The organism is Vibrio sp. SCSIO 43097 (genome assembly GCF_023650755.1).
GTDB lineage: Bacteria > Pseudomonadota > Gammaproteobacteria > Enterobacterales > Vibrionaceae > Vibrio > Vibrio alginolyticus.
In genome coordinates, this window is record NZ_CP071841.1 from 863,294 (window position 1) to 883,170 (window position 19,877).

The 19,877-nt window shown below is 44.8% G+C and carries 18 protein-coding genes; 8 read left to right on the top strand and 10 right to left on the bottom strand.

Annotation, left to right across the window (positions count from 1 at the left end; genetic code table 11):
• Nucleotides 1-42: 42 nt before the first annotated feature.
• Both vmeZ and vmeY read right to left on the bottom strand, forming a co-directional pair.
• Nucleotides 43-3,195: a multidrug efflux RND transporter permease subunit VmeZ gene (gene vmeZ, locus J4N40_RS20155; RefSeq protein ID WP_017635194.1), complete on the bottom strand. Its 3,153-nt coding sequence runs from the start codon at nucleotides 3,193-3,195 to the stop codon at nucleotides 43-45.
• An 8-nt stretch (nucleotides 3,196-3,203) separates the two neighbouring features.
• Nucleotides 3,204-4,331: a multidrug efflux RND transporter periplasmic adaptor subunit VmeY gene (vmeY, locus tag J4N40_RS20160; RefSeq protein WP_017635193.1), complete on the bottom strand. Its 1,128-nt coding sequence runs from the start codon at nucleotides 4,329-4,331 to the stop codon at nucleotides 3,204-3,206.
• A gap of 419 nt (nucleotides 4,332-4,750) precedes the next feature.
• Here vmeY and J4N40_RS20165 point away from each other — a divergent pair, with 419 nt between their 5' ends.
• Complete coding sequence (locus tag J4N40_RS20165; protein WP_005373515.1) at nucleotides 4,751-5,215, top strand: dCMP deaminase family protein; 465 nt, start codon at nucleotides 4,751-4,753, stop codon at nucleotides 5,213-5,215.
• An 82-nt stretch (nucleotides 5,216-5,297) separates the two neighbouring features.
• Here J4N40_RS20165 and pepT read toward each other — a convergent pair whose 3' ends face one another.
• Both pepT and J4N40_RS20175 read right to left on the bottom strand, forming a co-directional pair.
• Nucleotides 5,298-6,527 (bottom strand): peptidase T, encoded by a 1,230-nt coding sequence (pepT, locus tag J4N40_RS20170; RefSeq protein WP_031781280.1) that lies wholly within the window; start codon nucleotides 6,525-6,527, stop codon nucleotides 5,298-5,300.
• Between the two features lie 170 nt (nucleotides 6,528-6,697).
• Complete coding sequence (locus J4N40_RS20175) at nucleotides 6,698-7,561, bottom strand: DUF6279 family lipoprotein (RefSeq protein ID WP_047101217.1); 864 nt, start codon at nucleotides 7,559-7,561, stop codon at nucleotides 6,698-6,700.
• Nucleotides 7,562-7,822: 261 nt separating this feature from the next.
• Here J4N40_RS20175 and J4N40_RS20180 point away from each other — a divergent pair, with 261 nt between their 5' ends.
• Nucleotides 7,823-7,996, top strand: a complete 174-nt coding sequence (locus tag J4N40_RS20180) for a hypothetical protein (protein WP_005373524.1) — start codon at nucleotides 7,823-7,825, stop codon at nucleotides 7,994-7,996.
• 90 nt (nucleotides 7,997-8,086) lie between these two features.
• On the opposite strand, the gene J4N40_RS20185 is transcribed toward J4N40_RS20180, so the two are convergent.
• Together J4N40_RS20185 and narQ are read right to left on the bottom strand one after the other, a co-directional pair.
• A complete protein-coding gene (locus tag J4N40_RS20185; RefSeq protein ID WP_031777156.1) occupies nucleotides 8,087-8,701 on the bottom strand; it encodes a response regulator in 615 nt (204 codons plus the stop codon).
• Between the two features lie 4 nt (nucleotides 8,702-8,705).
• A complete protein-coding gene (narQ, locus tag J4N40_RS20190) occupies nucleotides 8,706-10,442 on the bottom strand; it encodes a nitrate/nitrite two-component system sensor histidine kinase NarQ (RefSeq protein ID WP_025767926.1) in 1,737 nt (578 codons plus the stop codon).
• 247 nt (nucleotides 10,443-10,689) lie between these two features.
• Between narQ and napF the strand changes: the two genes are divergently transcribed.
• From napF to J4N40_RS20220, 6 genes are all read left to right on the top strand, one after another.
• Nucleotides 10,690-11,175: a ferredoxin-type protein NapF gene (gene napF, locus J4N40_RS20195; protein ID WP_005373529.1), complete on the top strand. Its 486-nt coding sequence runs from the start codon at nucleotides 10,690-10,692 to the stop codon at nucleotides 11,173-11,175.
• A 47-nt stretch (nucleotides 11,176-11,222) separates the two neighbouring features.
• Nucleotides 11,223-11,531: a chaperone NapD gene (locus tag J4N40_RS20200; RefSeq protein WP_005373535.1), complete on the top strand. Its 309-nt coding sequence runs from the start codon at nucleotides 11,223-11,225 to the stop codon at nucleotides 11,529-11,531.
• Nucleotides 11,528-14,017 carry a periplasmic nitrate reductase subunit alpha gene (gene napA / locus J4N40_RS20205; RefSeq protein ID WP_005389060.1) on the top strand — a complete coding sequence of 830 codons (2,490 nt, stop codon included), beginning with the start codon at nucleotides 11,528-11,530 and terminating at the stop codon, nucleotides 14,015-14,017. Before J4N40_RS20200 ends, napA begins: the two co-directional genes overlap by 4 nt.
• A gap of 78 nt (nucleotides 14,018-14,095) precedes the next feature.
• The gene (locus J4N40_RS20210; protein ID WP_005389061.1) at nucleotides 14,096-14,551 is read left to right on the top strand and encodes a nitrate reductase cytochrome c-type subunit; all 456 of its coding nucleotides are present in this window, start codon (nucleotides 14,096-14,098) and stop codon (nucleotides 14,549-14,551) included.
• A 28-nt stretch (nucleotides 14,552-14,579) separates the two neighbouring features.
• A complete protein-coding gene (locus J4N40_RS20215; protein WP_005373542.1) occupies nucleotides 14,580-15,158 on the top strand; it encodes a NapC/NirT family cytochrome c in 579 nt (192 codons plus the stop codon).
• 11 nt (nucleotides 15,159-15,169) lie between these two features.
• On the top strand, nucleotides 15,170-15,304 hold the full coding sequence (locus J4N40_RS20220) for a TIGR02808 family protein (RefSeq protein ID WP_005373546.1): 135 nt from the start codon (nucleotides 15,170-15,172) through the stop codon (nucleotides 15,302-15,304).
• Nucleotides 15,305-15,474: 170 nt separating this feature from the next.
• Here J4N40_RS20220 and phaC read toward each other — a convergent pair whose 3' ends face one another.
• The 4 genes from phaC to J4N40_RS20240 all read right to left on the bottom strand — a co-directional run bounded on the left by phaC (nucleotide 15,475) and on the right by J4N40_RS20240 (nucleotide 19,670).
• On the bottom strand, nucleotides 15,475-17,250 hold the full coding sequence (gene phaC / locus J4N40_RS20225) for a class I poly(R)-hydroxyalkanoic acid synthase (protein ID WP_017819891.1): 1,776 nt from the start codon (nucleotides 17,248-17,250) through the stop codon (nucleotides 15,475-15,477).
• Nucleotides 17,251-17,316: 66 nt separating this feature from the next.
• On the bottom strand, nucleotides 17,317-17,664 hold the full coding sequence (locus J4N40_RS20230; RefSeq protein WP_005373550.1) for a phasin family protein: 348 nt from the start codon (nucleotides 17,662-17,664) through the stop codon (nucleotides 17,317-17,319).
• A gap of 44 nt (nucleotides 17,665-17,708) precedes the next feature.
• A complete protein-coding gene (locus tag J4N40_RS20235) occupies nucleotides 17,709-18,917 on the bottom strand; it encodes an acetyl-CoA C-acetyltransferase (protein ID WP_053349411.1) in 1,209 nt (402 codons plus the stop codon).
• Nucleotides 18,918-18,929: 12 nt separating this feature from the next.
• Entirely contained in the window at nucleotides 18,930-19,670 is a 741-nt protein-coding gene (locus J4N40_RS20240) for an SDR family oxidoreductase (protein WP_115386541.1), read from the bottom strand.
• Nucleotides 19,671-19,877: the final 207 nt, after the last annotated feature.

Sequence of the window (19,877 nt, forward strand, 5' to 3'; positions counted from 1 at the left end):
TTTCAATTGTCACTTCGTGCTTACTGCGCACTTCGGATGTGATTATTCATCATCAAGAGGAACCAGCTTGGTGTTGCCGCCATGAACTTTCTCACGCTGTCTTTGCACCAGAGCGTAGAAGCCTGGGATCAAGAATGTACCTGCTAGAAGCACACACAATAGACCACCAATCAGCGACACGCCGAGTGAGTTTTGACTCACGTGCCCCGCGCCAGCGGCAAAGATAAGCGGGAAGATACCCAGGATAAATGACCAAGATGTCATATTCACAGCGCGGAAACGTAACGTGCCTCCTTTAACCGCTGCACTATCGATATCAGCATCTTTTTCTTCACGCTCTTGCTTGGCGAACTCCACAATCAAAATTGCGTTTTTCGCCGCCAAGGCTATGAGCAAGACAAGACCAATTTGGGCATACAAGTTAAGCGGCGTGCCAGTTAGATTTAACGCAAGGAAGGAACCTAACGTGGCTACTGGGACCACCAAAATAATAGCCAGTGGAATACTCCAACTTTCATACTGAGCCACCATAAACAAGTAAATGAAGATCAAAGCCAGCGCAAACGCATAAATGGCTTGGTTGCCCGCAAGCACTTCCTGATAAGCCATACCTGTCCATTCATACGTGTACCCTTGCGGAAGAACTTCAGCAGCAACGCGTTCCATTGCGGCAATCGCATCACCACTAGAGTAACCCGGAGCTGGTTGGCCTTGAATGATAGCACTGCGGTACATGTTGTAACGCCATGCCACATCAGGCTCAAACACTTGCTCGTAGCTCACTAGCGTACTTAACGGAACCATATCACCGTTCGAAGAACGAACATGGAAACGCTCTAGATCTTCCATGCTGCTACGGTGCTGGCTATCAGCTTGCATGGTTACGCGGAAGTTCTTACCAAACATGGTGAAGTCATTCACATAAAGCGAACCTAAGTTGCCTTGCAAGGTTTGGAAAATAGACGACAGCGAAATACCTAATTGCTGCGCTTTCTCACGATCGATATCAACGTAGTAGTGCGGAACATTCGCGCGGAACGTGCTAAACGTGTAGGCAATTTCAGGCGCTTGGTTAGCCGCTTGGATCATTTCTCCCATGACCATCGACAAATCGGTACGACTTCGCCCTAGCGTGTCTTCAAGCACAAACTCAAAACCAGACGCAGCGCCCATACCAGGAACCGCCGGTGGTCCCATCGCAAAAACAACCGCTTGAGGTAACTCTGTCGCCGCTCGACCGTTAATACGTGCCGCGATAGCATTAGCAGAGTGCTCTCCTTGCAGCGAGTTACGAGTATCCCAGTCATGCAATTTGATAAATACAGAAGCACCGTTTGATGCTGCTGCGCCTGTCATAAACGAGTAACCGTTCGCAACCGTCACACCATCCACACCAGGTTCTTCACCGATCATTTTCATTAAATCATTGGTGACTTCTTCAGTACGTGATAAAGAGGCTGAATCTGGTAGCTGTACGTTAACCAGCAAAATGCCTTTATCTTCTTGAGGAACAAACGCTGTAGAGGTGGTTTTCGCAAAGAAAGTGACCGCTGCGATAGCAACTATAAAGAACGTCACGAGCAGTAAAGACTTCTTCACCAAGAAACCAGCGATCTGGCCATAACGCGTAGTGATGCGCTCTAAGCCTCGGTTGAAAGCCTGGAACCAGTTAGCGGTATTGCCCCCACCCTGCTTCAATACCAGAGAACAAAGTGCTGGAGACAGCGTCAATGCATTGATGGATGAAATCACAACCGAAATACAGATGGTCAAAGCGAACTGGCGATACATGATACCGGTGATACCTGGCAGCATGGCGACGGGTATGAATACCGCAAGTAGAACCAAGGTCGACGTGATGATTGGTCCCGTTACTTCTTTCATCGCTAGCAACGTCGCTTTACGCGGTGAAATGGTTGGGTCTTTCGCCATGGTAGTATCGACGTTTTCGATAACCAGAATCGCATCGTCCACCACGATACCAATCGCAAGGATCAGGCCAAACAAAGTAACCGTATTAATGGTGAAGCCCGTTGCCTGCATGATGGCAAACGTACCAATCAGAGAAACGGGGATCGCGACAACAGGAATCAACGTTGCACGCGCACTACCCAAGAACAAGTAAGTTACAGCGATCACCAATAGAATCGCTTCAATCAGTGTTTTTACTACCCCTTTGATCGATTCAGATACGAACACGGTTGTATCGTAGCTGGTCTCGTATTCCATTCCCTCTGGGAAGTTTTTGCTCAAGCCCTCAAGGAGCTCCATGACGGCCTGACCACTTTCTAACGCATTCGCATCCGATTGAAGAGACAACGCAACGATTGACGCGTCCTGGCCACGGAACTTACCGTTACCATCGTAGAACTTTTTGCCTAGTTCAACGCGAGCAACATCTTTCAGATAAACCGTAGAGCCATTGGGATTAGCTCGAAGGACTACGTTCTCAAACTCACTCACGCTTTCCAAGCGACCTTTGGTCACAAGGTTAAACTGAACTTCTTGCGGATTGTTGTATGGTGCTGCACCTACACGCCCTGCCGCAACTTGAACGTTCTGTTCAGCCAAAGCGGCGTATACGTCTGACGTGGTTAGCTTAAGGTTGGCCATTTTTTCAGGATCTAACCAAACACGCATTGCGTATTCGCCACCACCAATCACGTTAACTTCACTGATACCTTTCGCACGAGCCAACTGATCTTTTACATTCAAGTTAATGTAGTTAATCAAGAACTGATCATCGTATTTGCCATCAGGTGAATAGAAGTTAAGTACCATCAGCAAGTCAGGTGAACGCTTTTTCACCGTCACACCAACCATGCGAACTTCTTGAGGCAGTTTTGACTCAATCTGTGACACGCGGTTTTGCACGTTAACTTGCGCCATATCTGGATCGGTGCCAACATCGAACGTGACGTTTAGGCTGTAAGAGCCATCGTTCGCGCTCTTTGAAGACATGTATATCATATCCTCAACGCCGTTGACTGACGTCTCTATGGGGTCCGCAATGGCCTGCTCGACAACTTCCGCACTCGCGCCAGTGTAGTAAGCCGAAACGCTTACTGATGGCGGGCTTATCTGTGGGTACTCAGCCACTGGCAAAATCGCCAGTGAGATCGCGCCGGCTAGCGTTAATATGATCGAAATAACCAGCGCGAATTTAGGTCTCTGAATAAAGAAACGACTTAACATAGTGCCCCCTACTGCTTATCTTCAGCAGGTGCTTGAAGGCGCACTTCTACACCATTACGCACACGTTGTAGGCCTTGTGTAATAACCGTATCTTCCTGATCGAGCCCTTCTCGAATGATAATGCCTTGTTCAACCTGAGGGCCAAGCTCGACGTTACGACGCTCTGCCACACTTCCCTCAGCCATCACCATCACAAAGTCACCTTCTAAGTCAGTCTGTACGGCACGTCGTGGGATAACAATAACGTCTTTCGTGTTCTTATCTCTCAAGTTCACTTTGATGTGTTGACCCGGAAGTAACTTCTGCTCTGGGTTTGGCACTAGCGCGCGCATAGCAATCGTACCCGTTTTGGTGTCAATACGATTACCTAAGAAATCAAGCTTACCTAGATGCTCAAAAAACTGTCCATTTTCCAGTTCAAGCTGAACTTCAACGCGGTTTGATTCAGCCGAGCCATCACCTTTTACTTGATCCATACCCATAGCTAAACGCTCACGCTCACTCACACTAAATGAGGTATGAACTGGATCTAAACTCACCAGAGTTGTCAGCACGCCAGATGATGGAGAAACCAGATCACCCGTACTCACTTTGGTATCACTAATACGTCCGCTAAAAGGTGCTCGGATTTGAGTATAGGAAAGGTTAACTTCAGCAAGTTTAAGTTGAGCATTTGCCGCTTCTAGCTCTGCTCTCGCACCAAGAAGTGCCGCAGTTAAAGCATCAAACTCAGATTGAGAGATACTACCGCGAGGCAACAAGTTTTTACCTCGAGTATGATCTAATTCGGCTTTTTTTAGCGCCGCTTTAGCTTGTGCAAGTGCGGCTTTAGCACTCGCGACTTGGGCTTCAAAAGAAGATGGCTCGATAGAGTAAAGGAGCTGCCCTTTTTCTACCATTTGCCCCTCTTCAAAGTGACGAGCTTTTAAGTAGCCAGAAATCTGCGCGGTAATATTGGTATCTTCTACTGCTTCAATGCGACCGATATAAGACTTGCTCGGTTGGTAGTCGATAACCGTGACATCCTGAGTCACTACGAGAGGCGCTTGACCTTTCGTTTGGGCATTATTAGCTTCCCCGCATCCAGCGAGGATTGCTGTAGCCGCCATTAGTGCGACAAGTGGTTTCTTTTGCATGTATTTACCGTCTTTATAGAACAGGATATTGTTGAATTCCTATCAACCTTACTCCTTGCTGCCACTGAAAACTTCACTGAAAAGCGCCCAAGGTGTTTCTAAATGTAAACATGAGAAACAAAAGGAAAATAAAGTAATTTAGTTAACAGTGGTATTCAATGAGCAATATACATACAACTCAATCATAACTATTTAATATACGCCTTAGGAGATCGCGAATTTTAGCGTGTGCTTGGAAACACTAACGGGAGTATTGTATTCGGGCGTAAAGTGAGATTCAGTGCTCAAGATAAGAACGTTTTGTGGCTAAAAAGGTAAAAAGTGACGCCTTCATACTCAAGACCCCGATTTTGACTATTTTTTTAATATAAATGGGTTATCATTCAATTAATTCAACGCCTTCGACAGAGAGGATGACTATGATTTCTAAATGGGCGAAACGCTTTTACCAGATGGCAGAACTAGTGGCGTCTTGGAGTAAGGACCCATCAACACAAGTCGGTGCCGTTATTACTAAACAGAATCGCATTGTATCTGTTGGATTTAATGGCTATCCGCATGGTGTTTCTGACAGTGTCGACACCGATGAGCGCGAGTTGAAATACCTTAAAACACTGCACGCGGAAGAGAACGCAATTTTGTTCTCAAAACGTGACTTAGACGGATGTGATATTTGGGTAACGCATTTTCCTTGCCCTAACTGCGCGGCAAAGATCATTCAAACAGGGATCTCACACGTACACTGCCCTGAGCAGTCTGAAGACTTTTTATCTCGCTGGGGAGATAAAATCCAAGTCAGTCAAGATATGTTCGACCAAGCGGGTGTGAAAGTCGACTGGTTACCGCTAGAAGACATTGAAATTGAAGACAAAGACGTGCGCTAGTATTCCATCTTAATATTTAAATAGCCCAGAGAGATCTGGGCTATTTTGTTATTAAATCTGCAAGAGGTCTCGACGTAGTCTTTTAACTGTGTTTTTTCGCTGTGAGCTCAGCAATTTTGACAATAACGAGTACTGATTTTTCCATCATTTCAACAGAAATAAACTCATGAATTCCGTGGAAGTTAAAACCACCGGTGAAGATATTCGGGCACGGCAAACCCATAAAAGATAAACGGGCACCATCTGTACCACCACGAATAGGTTTTATAATCGGTTCCACATCACACGCTTCCATCGCTTGCTTTGCCAGCTCAATGATATGAGGGTAAGGCTCAACCATTTCTCTCATATTGTAATAGCTGTCTTTTATTTTTAGCTCTACAGAACCATGGCGTAAACCCGTGTTCATTTCATCGACGAGTTTCTGCATAAAGGCTTTTCGATCCTCAAGTCTTTGACGGTCAAAGTCTCTAATAATGTAACCTAGCTCGCTTCGTGCAACGCCCATTTCTGCCGATTTTAGATGGAAGAACCCTTCGTAACCTTCGGTTGTTTCCGGAGTTTGATCTTGGGGCATTTGAACTTGAAATTTCGCAGCCAAGTTCATCGCATTGACCATTTTGCCTTTTGCGGTACCTGGATGAACGCTAACTCCATGAAAAATTACATCAGCGTTTGCTGCATTAAAGTTTTCGTATTCCAATTCACCTTGCGGGCCACCATCTATAGTGTATGCCCATTTCGCGCCAAATTTTTTAACATCAAACAAATCTGCACCACGACCGATTTCTTCATCCGGAGTAAAGCCGATACAAATGTCGCCGTGTGGAATGTCTGGGTTTTCCAGTAGCAGAGCTACCGCGGAAAGAATCTCTGCGATACCAGCTTTGTTATCCGCGCCAAGTAATGTAGTGCCATCGGTAGTAATAAGATTGTGGCCATGTAGGTGATGTAAATCTGGGTATTGCACGGGAGATAACACTTCATCCCCCAACCCTAATGCAATATCGCCACCCTGGTAATCTTCGATGAATTGCGGCTTTACGTTTTTGCCAGATGCATCCGGCGCGGTATCCATATGGGCAATGAAGCCGATAGGAGGAACCTCATAATCAACATTGGCTGGCAGTTTAGCCATCAAGTAGCCATTTTTATCCAAAGTCACGTCACTTAAACCAAGCTCGATCATCTCTTTTTTAAGTAACTCAGCAAACACAAGCTGACCAGGTGAACTTGGGCAAAGCGTCACATGTGGATTGGATTGGGTATCAAACGTGACGTATCGAAGAAATCTTTCAACTAAATGTTTCATATTTATTCTCATTGTTTTGTACGATGAGGCATTATCACGCATTGATAAGCTGACGTTGCCTCATCAAACCTCACGCTATGTTACGCTCTTAGCTCAATAAGAATTTGCTTTGAATCATTTTTTGATAAGAAAGGCTTTTGCGCTTTGCTTTCGCTCATTGAAGTATGAATTTAATCTAAAAGTTCCTCAGCCAGTACTCGCCACTCTTTAACCTTTTCACGAAAATGACGCCATTGCTTATCGGTCATCGAACGAGAAACATCTAATGTCAGTTGATCAACCAATGCAAAGTTAGAGTCAATATTCAGAGAAAGCTGCTCACTATAATAACTCTCTGGCTCGAACAAGAGTCGCATAAATATATCTTGATAAGTCACAACATTAGATTTGTTGTCGAACAAGTATTCGAGCTCTTGATATACCGTGGCTCGATAATCTCTCCATAAAGGGCTGTTTAAAATAACTTGCTGAGAAAATCTTTGAGCTAATTGACGCTGATTTCCTGATAGATTCCCTAGCCATTCTTCCATCCACTCTTCAGTGTTATCCAGAATAATTTCACGCACTTCGTCTTCTGTCTTATCGGCATATTTTGCGTTTCGCTCTTGATAATGTTCTTGTACATTACTCAAAAACTCGCGTTCTTGCTCTTTCGTTAATTGCAAACTTAACGCAAAAAGATCTGGTGCTGCTTTGCTGACCACTCTATCGTAATGCGCTCGCATTCTATCTCGATTTTGTTGTAAGTAATTTAAGGTGATATCGCTCGCTTTTAATCTCTCAAGGTCTTTTAAATGTTCGATATATAATGGTAACTCCTCTTTCTTGTGCCAGTCTGCCAACAATAATAAGCGCTCTTCCACCAGGACTTCTTGTTCCCCTTGCAACGAGACATAGTCCTCTAAGTAATCGAGCACGAACCAATCGATATTGCTGTATAAAAACTTTTTCGCACAACCGGCAAGCAGAAATACGAAGCAAAATAGAAGGCCATAACGAAGCGCCTTATTAGATACACCCTTTAATTTAGTCACTTATTCGTATTCCCTTTTCTGTTGATTAAGTTCTATACTCAACCTGTATCACTTAGTATTGCGGCAAACTTACACCAGTGTGACAAATATTGATTGCCACCTTAATAATATATAGAGTTTGAAATTAACTTTTTGATCACAGCTATCCGCAAAAAAGTGAGTTAGAGCGCAATTATCGGCTAAAAAACGTACCGAACGACGCTCCCTATAACGGCATATAATTTGCATGGATGTTTTTTGGATGGTTTATGGAGGCGAAGTATGGCAGCCGCTGAGCAACTTGATACCAGTGTAGAATATGAGATTCGATATTTTGAACAGGGGAAAATGCACTGCATGAGAGTCATTGCTGAAAGCAAAAAAGTGGCTTATCAGTACTATTTGGAGTGTGGTAAGCACAACAGTGACTTGTACTCTATTCGCCCAGACAAGTAAAAAAACCGCCTAACAGGCGGTTTTTTTATTCGTCAGAATCAATATAACTGTTTGATTTTATTTATTATTACAGATTCAAATCCAACAATGTTATTTGATGTCGCCAAAGCGCTCAAGATAAAGGACGGTTGCTGCAGTACGAGAAGGAACTTGAAGCTTTTTAAGTAAACTCTTCATATGTACTTTAACCGTAGACTCAGAGATAAAAAGACGATCGGCAATTTGCTTGTTGCGGAAACCTCTTGCCACCTCTCTTAAGATCTGAGATTCACGATCGGTCAGTGTATCAAACACGTCCTCTTGCTCTGAACGTTCACTCAAATACTTAGAAACTTCTTGGCTGTATGCCTTGTCCCCTTGATGCGCTTGTTTTAGCAACTCAACCAACTCATCGGGCTCAGTGTCTTTCAATAAATAGCCATCGGCACCACTTCGAACTATTGCTTCTATATCTGCTGGGCTATCCGAAACGGTTAGAATGACAATTCTGGCTTCACAGCCATCTGCACGCAGTGCTTGCAAAGTATCAAGGCCAGACATGCCTTTCATATTAAGATCAAGAAGTACAAGATCCAGTTCCAGCTCATGCGCTTTCGCTACTGCATCCGCGCCATTACTTGCTTCTGCAATGACCTCAAACTCAGGCTCAAAGCTTAAAAGCTGGTGGATACCTCTTCGCATGAGTGGGTGATCATCCACCAGCATTACTTTACACACTGTCACTGTTTACTTCCTTACTATGTTGGAATTCTAATTTTACGGTACAACCTTTGTTTATCGATGCTTCGATGTGAAGATCGGCATGCAGTCTAGCGGCCCGCTCTTGCATGATACTCATACCGTAATGATTTAATTTTTCGTCTTGATGTTCAAAGCCTATTCCATCGTCGCTAACGGTTACTGTGACTTTTCCATCATTATCGAGACATTGAATGTGAATATTATCTGCTTGCGCATGTTTGATAGCATTAATTGCCGCTTCTCTTATCAACTGTAGTAAATGAACCTGCTGATGTGCATCCAGTTCAGTTGATGAAAGTCTATTTTTTAGCGTAATGTCCGCAGCAGTTTGTTCACTGAGCGTTTCAACCATGTCTTGCAATGCTTGGCCAAAACTGCCCTCTTTAATCGTAAGACGAAACGTCGTCAGTAACTCGCGTAACTGCGTATAAGCCGCAGATAAGCCCGTATCTAGCTCAGCAATAACTTGATTAGCCTGCGCGATCGCCTTTTCGTCAGGCAAGTTCTTTACGCTTCTCTTTAACAAAGCGACCTGAATTTTTAAGTAAGAGAGTGCTTGAGCCAATGAATCATGCAACTCCCGAGCAATAGTGGCTCGCTCTTCCATCAGCAGAATTTGTTCTGCTTGGCGCTGCGCCCGATTGTAATACACGGCGCGTGATAAAATCTGCACGAAGTTGTCAATAAGAGCCTCGTTCGGACAAGGTAACCCTGCTTTCCAATATAAATAACCCAAGTGCTCACCATCTAGCATCAGGGCTTTACCGTGGCAATCTTCATCACAATCTTGGCAGCATTCTTCTCCTTCCATCAATATCCAGCTCGGTTCTCCCAGCTGCTCGATTTCAAGTTTGACCGCTTTAATGCCCTCAAGACTGACGATATGCTGCAAAATCGCCTGGAAATTGTCTTGATTAATACGCGACGCCGTGAGTTCTTTTGACGAGTCATACAGCACCTCTAAAGACTGGTTGGCATGCTGCAATTTACGTGTTTTCTCATCAACCGCTTGTTCTAATCCTCGGTACAACTTACCAAGGTCTGTCGCCATCCGATTAAAGGTTCGAGTCAGTATTCCCATTTCATTATCGCTGGATACATTGAGCGATATATTAAATGAGCGATTTTTAATTTGCTCGCTAGCAAAAACTAAGGCACGCAGAGGCCGAACAACTTCGAGGCGCACAAAATGAACGACAAACATACTGACACAAAGAATGCCCCCCAACCCTAACCCGCCGATCCAGGCTAAGTTAATCAGTTTTTGCTCCGAAAAGCTCTGCAGCTTAAATACAAACTCATCGATTTGTTCAACAAAACCGGCCACTAGGAGTTGATATTCTGCCGGGTTGTCTCCTCTCAGCACCGCCTTGAGTTCATGCCATCTGATAATAAGACGGTAGTAATCGTGAGTGATGTCTTCTGGCACAGACCAATGCTGAAGCGCTTTCATTGAAGGTGAATATATCGAATGTTCAAATGCGTCAATATGTGAAGAATAGTCAACAGATTTAACCTGAATATCATTCGCCAGACGGTAGCTTTGCATTCGCATCGAGCCAGCAACATTGACGGCTTCAGCATCGTTCAAACTCGACGCTAACGTAAAAATCGCAAAACCAGTCGTAGCGACTGAGAGCAGCAAAATAAGAAGCATCGCGGATGCAATCGTGCGCGTCACCGACTTTTTCACATTTTTAAACAATCTGAGTTCCTCGCCCATTAACAATCCTATATGTACGTGCAATGAACCCATTACCTTTCAACTTTATCAATATGTGATCACCTGCGACGGAATTTATTGATCCAAAACAATATTGCATACCATTTACCCCCTAAGAGGTATTTATACAAATATGTCAAAAACTACAATTTCGTTAGTTTAAATGACAGTTTATTAATGAAAATTGTGGACTATGCTTAGTTTGGGTTCCAAGTTTCGAGGTGACTAAGTGGTAGACCTTTCCAGAAGAAGACTCTTTGCAAGAAAAGCGCACCCCGACAACGCCGTACGTTTGCCTTGGTTAACTAAACCGCAACAGTTTACGGACGATTGCACTCGCTGCGGTAAATGCATTGAGGCCTGTGAAACAAAGATTATAACCAAAAGTGATGGCGGATTCCCCTCGGTCGATTTTTCCATCGATGAATGCACATTTTGCTATCAATGTGCAAACGCCTGTCCTGAGCCCCTTTTCTTGCCAGAAACAGAACAACCTTGGCAAGCAAAAGCAAGTATCAACGATAACTGCTTAGCAAAACAAAATGTCGAATGCCGAAGTTGTGGGGATATGTGCGACCCGATGGCAATTCAGTTCAAATTAGAACTGGGGAAAGTAGCACAACCCAATTTAGACCTTGATGAGTGTAACGGCTGCGGCGCCTGTGTTTCAGTGTGCCCGACTTCATCCATCAATGTGAGCAATACAACAGCCTAAGCCGAATGTCGTCGGCCAAAGGCAATAAAAATAAATGAGAGAGCTATATGTCACTAAATGAAGTGCATATTTCAAGTTTGGTAGTACATGTGCTGCCGGAACATTTGGACGAAATCAAACAAAAGATAGAAGCACACGAAAATGCGGAAATCTATGGTGACAGTCCTGAAGGCAAGATTATCGTCGTACTTGAAACTGAGAACCAAGGTTTCATCACAGACACTATCGATGCCATTAACAATTTACCGAACGTCTTAAGCACGGTATTGGTTTATCACCAAATCGAAACTGGGCTTGAAGAAACGGATGAAGAAGACACTGGAACACAACATTCCCAAATCGAGGGTGAAGTATGAAAATGACAAGACGTGCGTTTGTGAAAGCAAACGCGGCTGCATCAGCTGCTGCTGTCGCAGGTGTGACACTACCAGCATCTGCAGCCAACCTGATTGCAAGCTCTGATCAAACCAAAATCACATGGGACAAAGCACCTTGTCGTTTCTGTGGTACAGGCTGTTCTGTTCTTGTTGGCACTCAAAACGGCAAAGTGGTAGCAACACAGGGTGACCCAGAAGCACCAGTAAACAAAGGTCTGAACTGTATCAAAGGTTACTTCCTTTCTAAGATCATGTACGGTCAAGACCGTCTAACTCAACCGATGCTACGAATGAAAGATGGCAAATTCCACAAAGATGGTGAATTTACACCTATCTCTTGGGATGACGCTTTCGACATCATGGCTGAGAAATGGAAAGCTTCCCTCGAGAAAAAAGGCCCAACAAGCGTAGGTATGTTTGGCTCAGGCCAATGGACAGTAATGGAAGGCTACGCTGCGTCAAAGTTAATGAAAGCAGGCTTCCGATCAAACAACATTGATCCAAACGCTCGTCACTGTATGGCTTCTGCCGTTGTAGGTTTCATGCGCGCATTCGGTATCGATGAGCCAATGGGTTGTTACGATGACTTCGAGAACGCAGACGCTTTCGTTCTTTGGGGCTCAAACATGGCAGAGATGCACCCGGTTCTATGGACTCGCATTACTGACCGCCGCCTAAGCCACCCTCACGTTAAAGTGAACGTGCTTTCTACTTACTACCATCGTTCATTTGAGTTGGCTGACCACGGCTACATTTTCAATCCTCAGTCTGACCTTGCAATTGCTAACTTCATCGCAAACTACATCATCGAAAACGATGCAGTAAACTGGGACTTCGTGAACAAACACACGAACTTCACTCAAGCAGACACTGACATCGGCTACGGTCTACGTGACGACGATCCGCTACAAAAAGCAGCGAAGAACCCGAACTCTGGCAAACTCACTTCTATCTCATTCGAAGAGTACAAGAAATCAGTAGCGCCATACACAGTAGAGAAAGCATCTGAAATCTCTGGTGTTGAGAAAGAGAAGCTTATCGAGCTTGCGAAGCAATACGCGGATCCAAACACGAAAGTGATGTCTCTATGGACGATGGGTATGAACCAGCATACTCGTGGTGTATGGATGAATAACTTGGTTTACAACATCCACCTACTAACCGGTAAGATCTCGACTCCGGGGAACAGCCCATTCTCACTAACGGGCCAACCATCAGCATGTGGTACCGCTCGTGAGGTTGGTACGTTTGCTCACCGCCTACCAGCGGATATGGTGGTTGCTAACCCTAAACACCGTAAGATTGCAGAAGACATCTGGAAACTGCCAGAAGGTACGATTCCACCAAAACCTGGCTTCCACGCCGTATTGCAAGACCGTATGCTGAATGACGGCGTTCTGAACTGTTACTGGGTTCAATGTAACAACAACATGCAAGCCGGTCCAAACATCAACACAGAACGTCTTCCAGGTTACCGCAACCCAGAAAACTTCATCGTTGTGTCTGACCCATACCCGACAGCAACAGCACAAGCAGCAGACCTTATTCTTCCTACCGCAATGTGGATTGAAAAAGAAGGTGCTTACGGTAACGCAGAGCGTCGTACCCAAGCTTGGTACCAACAAGTGGGCACAGTCGGTCAAGCAAAATCGGACCTTTGGCAACTAATGGAGTTCTCGAAACGCTTCAAAATGGAAGAAGTGTGGCCTGAAGAGCTTCTAGCGAAAGCGCCTCAATACCGTGGTAAAACAATGTACGACGTACTTTACCGCAATGGTAACGTCGACAAATTCCCTATCGAAGAAGCTCGTGAACTGAATGACGATGCTCACCACTTCGGTTTCTATGTTCAAAAAGGTCTGTTTGAGGAATACGCAACATTTGGCCGTGGTCACGGGCATGATTTGGCTCCATACGACCGCTACCACCAAGTACGTGGTCTACGTTGGCCTGTTGTTGATGGTAAGGAAACACAGTGGCGCTTTAAAGAAGGTTCAGACCCATACGCGAAAGAAGGTTCTGGTTGGGACTTCTACGGCAATGCTGACGGCAAAGCGAAGATCATTTCCGCGCCATACGAAGCGCCACCAGAAGTACCGAACGATGAATTTGATATGTGGTTATGTACTGGTCGTGTTCTTGAACATTGGCACACAGGCACCATGACTCGTCGTGTACCTGAATTATACAAAGCAGTACCAGACGCAGTGTGTTACATGCACCCAGAAGACGCAAAAGCACGCAATGTTCGTCGTGGTGAAGAAGTACTCATGGCAAACAAACGCGGTGAAGTACGCGTTCGTGTTGAAACTCGCGGTCGTAACCGTCCGCCAAAAGGCTTGGTATTCGTACCGTTCTTTGATGCACGTATTTTGATTAACAAGCTTATCCTAGATGCGACTGATCCACTGTCTAAACAGACAGACTTTAAGAAGTGCCCAGTCAAAATCACTAAGATTGCTTAACCTTCAGATACTGAATGCTACGGCCGTCATTATGGCGGCCTAATAAAGAATTTAAGCCATAAAGGCGGAGATGAAATGATGAAAAAATTACTTGTCGCAGTTTTATCTGTAGGTGCGTTAGTGACAGGCATTGCGCAAGCTGAGTTGGATAATCCAGGTGGTATTGGAGGTCTAGAATCTTTACGTGGAATGTCTCAATTGGAAGATACGCGTCCAGCAGACGAGTTCAAAGACTTCCCTAAAGATCAAATTGTTGAAGACAGCTATGTTTATCAACCACCGTTGATCCCACACAGCATTCGTCACTACGAAATTTCGTTAAATGCTAACAAGTGTCTTGCATGCCATAGCTGGAAAAATGCAAAAGAGTCAGGTGCGACTAAAATTAGCGTAACGCACTATGTAAACAGAGAAGATGCGGTACTGGCAGATATGTCTCCTCGTCGTTACTTCTGTTTGCAATGTCACGTTCCACAAACGGATGCAAAACCACTAGTGGAAAACGAGTTTAAGGCAGTCGATTCGCTTCAGTAATTGAAACGCGAGTACTAAGAGGTTACTTATGAAAATACTTAAAGCGTTTTGGAAGAGACTGTCGAGCCCGAGTAAAGCTGCCGCTGGTGTGGTTTTATTTCTAGGCTTCGCTGGTGGCCTTCTATTTTGGGGCGCATTCAACACAGGTATGGAAGCAACCAACACAGAAGAATTCTGTTCTGGCTGTCACGCGCCGATCGTTGCTGAAATTCAAGAAACAATTCACTACTCCAACCGTTCTGGTGTTCGTGCGATTTGTTCAGACTGTCACGTTCCTCATGAATGGACGGATAAGATCGTTCGTAAAGTACAGGCATCTAAAGAGCTATTTGCACACTTCGTAACGAAGACGATCGATACGCCAGAGAAGTTCCAAGAGCGTCGTGGACACCTCGCAGAACGAGAGTGGGCACGTATGAAAAAGAATGACTCTCTTGAATGTCGTAACTGTCATGAGTTTGATTTCATGGATTACTCTCAGCAAGGATCACGTGCGGCAGAACAACACTCCACCGCTCTAGCTTCAGGCGAGAAAACATGTGTAGACTGTCACAAAGGTATTGCGCACAAACTACCAGACATGAGCGGCGTTGAAGGCTGGCACTAAGGAGACTTACCATGAGTACATTAGAATCTGTAATTTGGCATATCCTTGGCTACAGTGCTATGCCAGTGATTATTCTTTCCGGCTTTGTGGCGGTAGCAGCAATCTCTCTCTGGCTGCTGTCATTTGGTAAGGATAAAGAGGTGTAACGTAACACATCTCTACTCGTCAACTAGCCTATTTGTTGACACTGAGCGCCGAGCAAATGCTCGGCGCTTTTTATTTATTACTCAATGGTACTTGCCAACAATAAACAAGCAATCATACATAAAAAAAGCGACCATAAAGGCCGCTAAGATTTACTGCTATAGGGAGTTGTTTAAGATTCTTTTACTGGCAGAACCTGTTTGACGTATTGTCCTGGCGCCTCATCAATAACCGGATGGTTTTCTGAGCCAATAGGGAAAGGCTCAACTTGCTCTTTAGGGTTGAATTGGAGTAACCACTCGTTCCAGTGTGTCCACCACGATCCCTCTTTGTGTTCCGCGTTATTCAACCACTCATCAGCAGAGTCATCCAAATTATCGTTCAACCAATAACCATACTTATTTTTAGCTGGAGGGTTCACGATGCCCGCAATATGACCAGACTCACCGAGGACAAACGTTTTGTTACCACCCGTGTTCAGCGCACCACGGTAAGTTCCCTGCCATAACGCAATGTGGTCTTCTTTCGTTGACACAAAATAGCTAGGAATTTTGATCTTATTGAGATCAATCCATACTCCACCAATTTTGACGCCTTTATCTTGCACCAGCTTGTTCTCTAAATAGAGCTCGCGAAGCAAGAAATTGTGAGATGCAGCGCTGACGTTGGTGCTATCGCTATTCCAGTACAACAAGTCGAAATCAACCGGACTGTTACCCTTCAAGTAATTGTCGACGTAGTAGTTCCAGTACAAGCTGTTTTCACGCAGTAAACTAAACGTCACGCTTAAGGAACGGCCGTCCATATACCCTTTTGCGTTATTTTGCGCTTCAATTGCACTAACAATGGTGTCATTGATATACGCGCCGACTTCACCTGGTTGAGAGAAGTCGAGCAACGTGGTGAAGAAAGTGGCAGACTTAATGCGCTTCTTCATACGTTTTGCAGCGTAGTACGCAACCGTGCTTGCTAAAACAGTACCACCAATACAGTAACCAGCGGCATTGATTTGCTCTTGTCCTGTTATATCTTCAATTGCAGCGACGGCTTTCACTACGCCTTCTGTCACGTAGTCACCAAACTCTATGTGCGCTTGTGCCTTGCCTGGATTGCGCCAAGACATCATAAATACACTGTGCCCCTGCTCTAACAACCATCGAACCATTGAGTTCTTTGCCGTTAAATCAAGGATGTAGTATTTATTGATGAAAGGTGGGACGATGAGCAGCGGCGTCGCATTCACTTTCTCTGTTAGAGGTCGATATTGAATCAACTCAAACAATTCGTTTTGAAAAACCACATTGCCCTGTGTCGTCGCAACGTCATCTCCCACGCGGAATGCATTGTTATTCGTCATACGAATTTTTAAAATGTCTGCGCTCGACTCAACGTCTTCTTTCAACTGCTCTAAGCCTGCCAGTAAGTTTTGACCGTTTTGCTCAAGTGTCAGCTTCAAAAGCTCTGGGTTAGTGGCGATGAAGTTGGAAGGAGAAAGGGCGTTAATGGCTTGGCGAGAGAAAAAAATAATACGTTCTTTCGTCTTTTCATCTAAGCCTTCCAAAGACTCGATGGTGTCCAGATAGGTCTTACTAAATAAAAGGTAGGATTGTTTGATGAAGCTATACATGGCTTCATTTTGCCATGCTTCGTTTGAGAAACGCTTATCCCCTTTTTCAGCTTCGACGATTTGTGCTTGGTTCCCTGCCAATGCAACATTCTGCCAAATTTGCAGCTGCTGTTCCCACCACTGTGCTTGCAGCTTTAAAATCGCAGCAGGCTGATTCGCAGCTTGTTCGAACAGTTTGGCAGTATCCTCAAAGTTCACTTCTTGCATGGCCTTGTTTAAAGGAGAGTTCACGACTGCCTTGTTCACTTCGAAATCATGCCACCACTGATGATTGGTTTCCTGAAGCTTCACAAGATAGTCCGAAAAGAAGTGTTGAAACATAGTCTTACTCCTATATTCGGAAAAAACAACGCCGCCCAAATCTAGGGGCGGCGAGAATCGGACAAATTACGCTGGAGTAACAGTCTTTAGATTTTCCGAAGTCATTTTCTCAACGTCTTCTTTGAACTCTTTTGCAATCGCTTGAAGCTTGTTGCTGTCATCCATCATTTGTTGAGAAAGTTTAGTAAGTACGCTTAGTTGCTGACTGTTGAAAGCAGTCAATGACGTTACGTCTTTGATTTCTGTCGCTGCTTTCATCTGGTTTAGACCCACTTCACTGTATGTGCGAATGGCGTTCAATTGAAGCTCGGTCAACACTTCTACGTTTTTTGTCACTAGCTTGTTGAACTTCAAGTAAGGTTCTAGATTTTTTTCAGTTTGATCGCTAAATGTTTTGAAGAAATCTGTGTACATGGTTTGTCTCCTAGAGAAAGAATTAAAAATGTCCTTTTAAATAATTACTTAACTGTCTTTACAACCACAGCCGTGCCCATGCCGCCGCCCACACAAAGTGAAGCAACGCCATATTGACCATTTTGCTTATGAAGCTCGTGAACCAGCGTGACTAAGATTCGGTTTCCAGATGCACCAAGCGGGTGTCCTAGCGCGATAGCACCACCGTTAAAGTTCGCTTTATCTTGAATCGCGTTAACTGGAACTTGGTTTGTTTCCGCCAACTGATGAATCACGCCAAGTGCTTGCGCTGCAAATGCTTCGTTTAACTCGTAAACGTCGATATCATTTACTGTGAGTTCTGCTTTTTCGAGTGCTTTATTGACCGACTCAACAGGACCTAGGCCCATGATCTTCGGATCAAGACCCGATTGCGCATAGCTTACAATCTCAGCAAGCGGCGTTAATCCATGCGCTTTAACTGCGCTTTCAGACGCCACGATAATCGCACTCGCGCCATCGTTAATGCCTGATGCATTACCCGCAGTCACAGTGCCTTCGCGGTCAAAAGCAGGACGTAGCTTGCTTAAGGCTTCCATTGTCGCGTTCGCTTTTGGGTATTCATCCGTATCAAACATCACGGTTTCACGGCGTTGCTTTACTTCCACTGGCACAATTTCGTCTTGAAATTTGCCAGCTTCGATAGCGGCTACCGCTTTCTGTTGGCTAGACAGCGCGTATTCGTCTTGCTGCTGGCGAGTTAAGCCGATTTGTTTTGCTACGTTTTCTGCCGTCACACCCATGTGATATTGGTTGTAAACATCGGTTAAACCGTCCGCTATGAGCAGATCTTTTAGCTCCAGATTGCCCATTTTGTTGCCATCACGAATGCTGCTTGGTGCAGCAAACGGAATCTGAGACATGACCTCAACACCCGCTGCTACAACGATCTCAGCATCGCCACTACGGATATGGGACACGGCATCCATGACCGTTTTCATGCCACTACCGCAAACCATGTTTACGCCATATGCAGGAACAGATTCAGGAATCCCAGCAAACAGTGCCGCTTGGCGGCCAACCCCCATTCCTTGACCTGCACCAACAACGTTGCCGACAATCACTTCGTCAACCTTGTCGCCAGGCAACTTTGCCGCTTCCAACGCGCCTTTAATCGCTACTGCTGCCAGATCGCCAGCAGAAGTATTTTTCAGGCTGCCACCAAAAGCACCAATTGGAGTACGCTTCGCTGCTACGATAAATACTTTTTCCATCATCTTCTCTCCTTAGTGCATGTATAAGCCGCCGTTCACCGACAAAGTCTCTCCGGTGATGTAGGCGCCCGCATCGCTGACCAAGAAGCTCACTGATGCTGCAATTTCTTCTGGTGTCGCAAGACGTTTCATCGGAATTTGGTTCGTGATGGATTCCAGCACTTCTGGCTTCATTTGCTCAACCATTGGCGTACCCGTGTAACCCGGAGCGATAACATTAACTGTCACACCCGAGCGAGCACCTTCGTATGCTAAGGCTTTAGAGAAACCGATCATCCCAGCTTTCGCCGCCGAGTAGTTTGCTTGACCAAACTGCCCTTTAAGACCATTGACTGAAGAGATATTGATGACACGACCACCGCCTTTTTCGCACATTGCAGCAAAGAGGGGTTGCGTAACGTTGAATAAACTATTGAGGTTGGTATTGATGACATCATTCCAAGCTTGCGCAGTCATCTTTTTAAACACGCTATCACGTGTGATTCCTGCGTTGTTGACAACAACATCAATGGTTCCTTCCTCCCCAAGCAATTGCGCCAATTTCTCTGCACACTCTGTCGTGTTTGTTACATCCAACTCAAAAAGGCGAACCTGATCTTTGGTAAACCCTTTGCTGTTGAACCACTCCAGCGCACATTCGTAGTTACCTGTGAAATAAGTAGCGATTACACGGTAACCGTCATTGACTAATTGAGAGGAAATAGCAGAACCAATTCCGCCTTTTGATCCAGTGATCAAAGCGACTTTCTTCATTGAAGACTCCATTCTTAACGGCATTTAAAAAGCAAACTTAATACACTGATGAAATAGTTCACCAACTGACGTGTTTATTTATTCTTTTGACAACTAATCCCGTGCTGCCTTTATTTTAAGTTAACCTAGAAATATTACATTTCAAATAAAAAACTCACCCAATTGCATAAGATTGATTTAGATCTCATTACCCGTGAAATGTTATAA

Bases quoted from the DNA above. Each gene is read 5' to 3' on its own strand.
- phaC (WP_017819891.1), bottom strand. From the start codon at position 17,250: ATGTTTCAACACTTCTTTTCGGACTATCTTGTGAAGCTTCAGGAAACC.
- J4N40_RS20185 (WP_031777156.1), bottom strand. From the start codon at position 8,701: ATGCTGGTGGATGATCACCCACTCATGCGAAGAGGTATCCACCAGCTT.
- J4N40_RS20230 (WP_005373550.1), bottom strand. From the start codon at position 17,664: ATGTACACAGATTTCTTCAAAACATTTAGCGATCAAACTGAAAAAAAT.
- J4N40_RS20240 (WP_115386541.1), bottom strand. From the start codon at position 19,670: ATGAAGAAAGTCGCTTTGATCACTGGATCAAAAGGCGGAATTGGTTCT.
- J4N40_RS20210 (WP_005389061.1), top strand. From the start codon at position 14,096: ATGAAAAAATTACTTGTCGCAGTTTTATCTGTAGGTGCGTTAGTGACA.
- J4N40_RS20200 (WP_005373535.1), top strand. From the start codon at position 11,223: ATGTCACTAAATGAAGTGCATATTTCAAGTTTGGTAGTACATGTGCTG.
- vmeZ (WP_017635194.1), bottom strand. From the start codon at position 3,195: ATGTTAAGTCGTTTCTTTATTCAGAGACCTAAATTCGCGCTGGTTATT.
- pepT (WP_031781280.1), bottom strand. From the start codon at position 6,527: ATGAAACATTTAGTTGAAAGATTTCTTCGATACGTCACGTTTGATACC.
- J4N40_RS20220 (WP_005373546.1), top strand. From the start codon at position 15,170: ATGAGTACATTAGAATCTGTAATTTGGCATATCCTTGGCTACAGTGCT.
- vmeY (WP_017635193.1), bottom strand. From the start codon at position 4,331: ATGCAAAAGAAACCACTTGTCGCACTAATGGCGGCTACAGCAATCCTC.
- J4N40_RS20180 (WP_005373524.1), top strand. From the start codon at position 7,823: ATGGCAGCCGCTGAGCAACTTGATACCAGTGTAGAATATGAGATTCGA.
- napA (WP_005389060.1), top strand. From the start codon at position 11,528: ATGAAAATGACAAGACGTGCGTTTGTGAAAGCAAACGCGGCTGCATCA.
- J4N40_RS20215 (WP_005373542.1), top strand. From the start codon at position 14,580: ATGAAAATACTTAAAGCGTTTTGGAAGAGACTGTCGAGCCCGAGTAAA.
- J4N40_RS20165 (WP_005373515.1), top strand. From the start codon at position 4,751: ATGATTTCTAAATGGGCGAAACGCTTTTACCAGATGGCAGAACTAGTG.
- J4N40_RS20235 (WP_053349411.1), bottom strand. From the start codon at position 18,917: ATGGAAAAAGTATTTATCGTAGCAGCGAAGCGTACTCCAATTGGTGCT.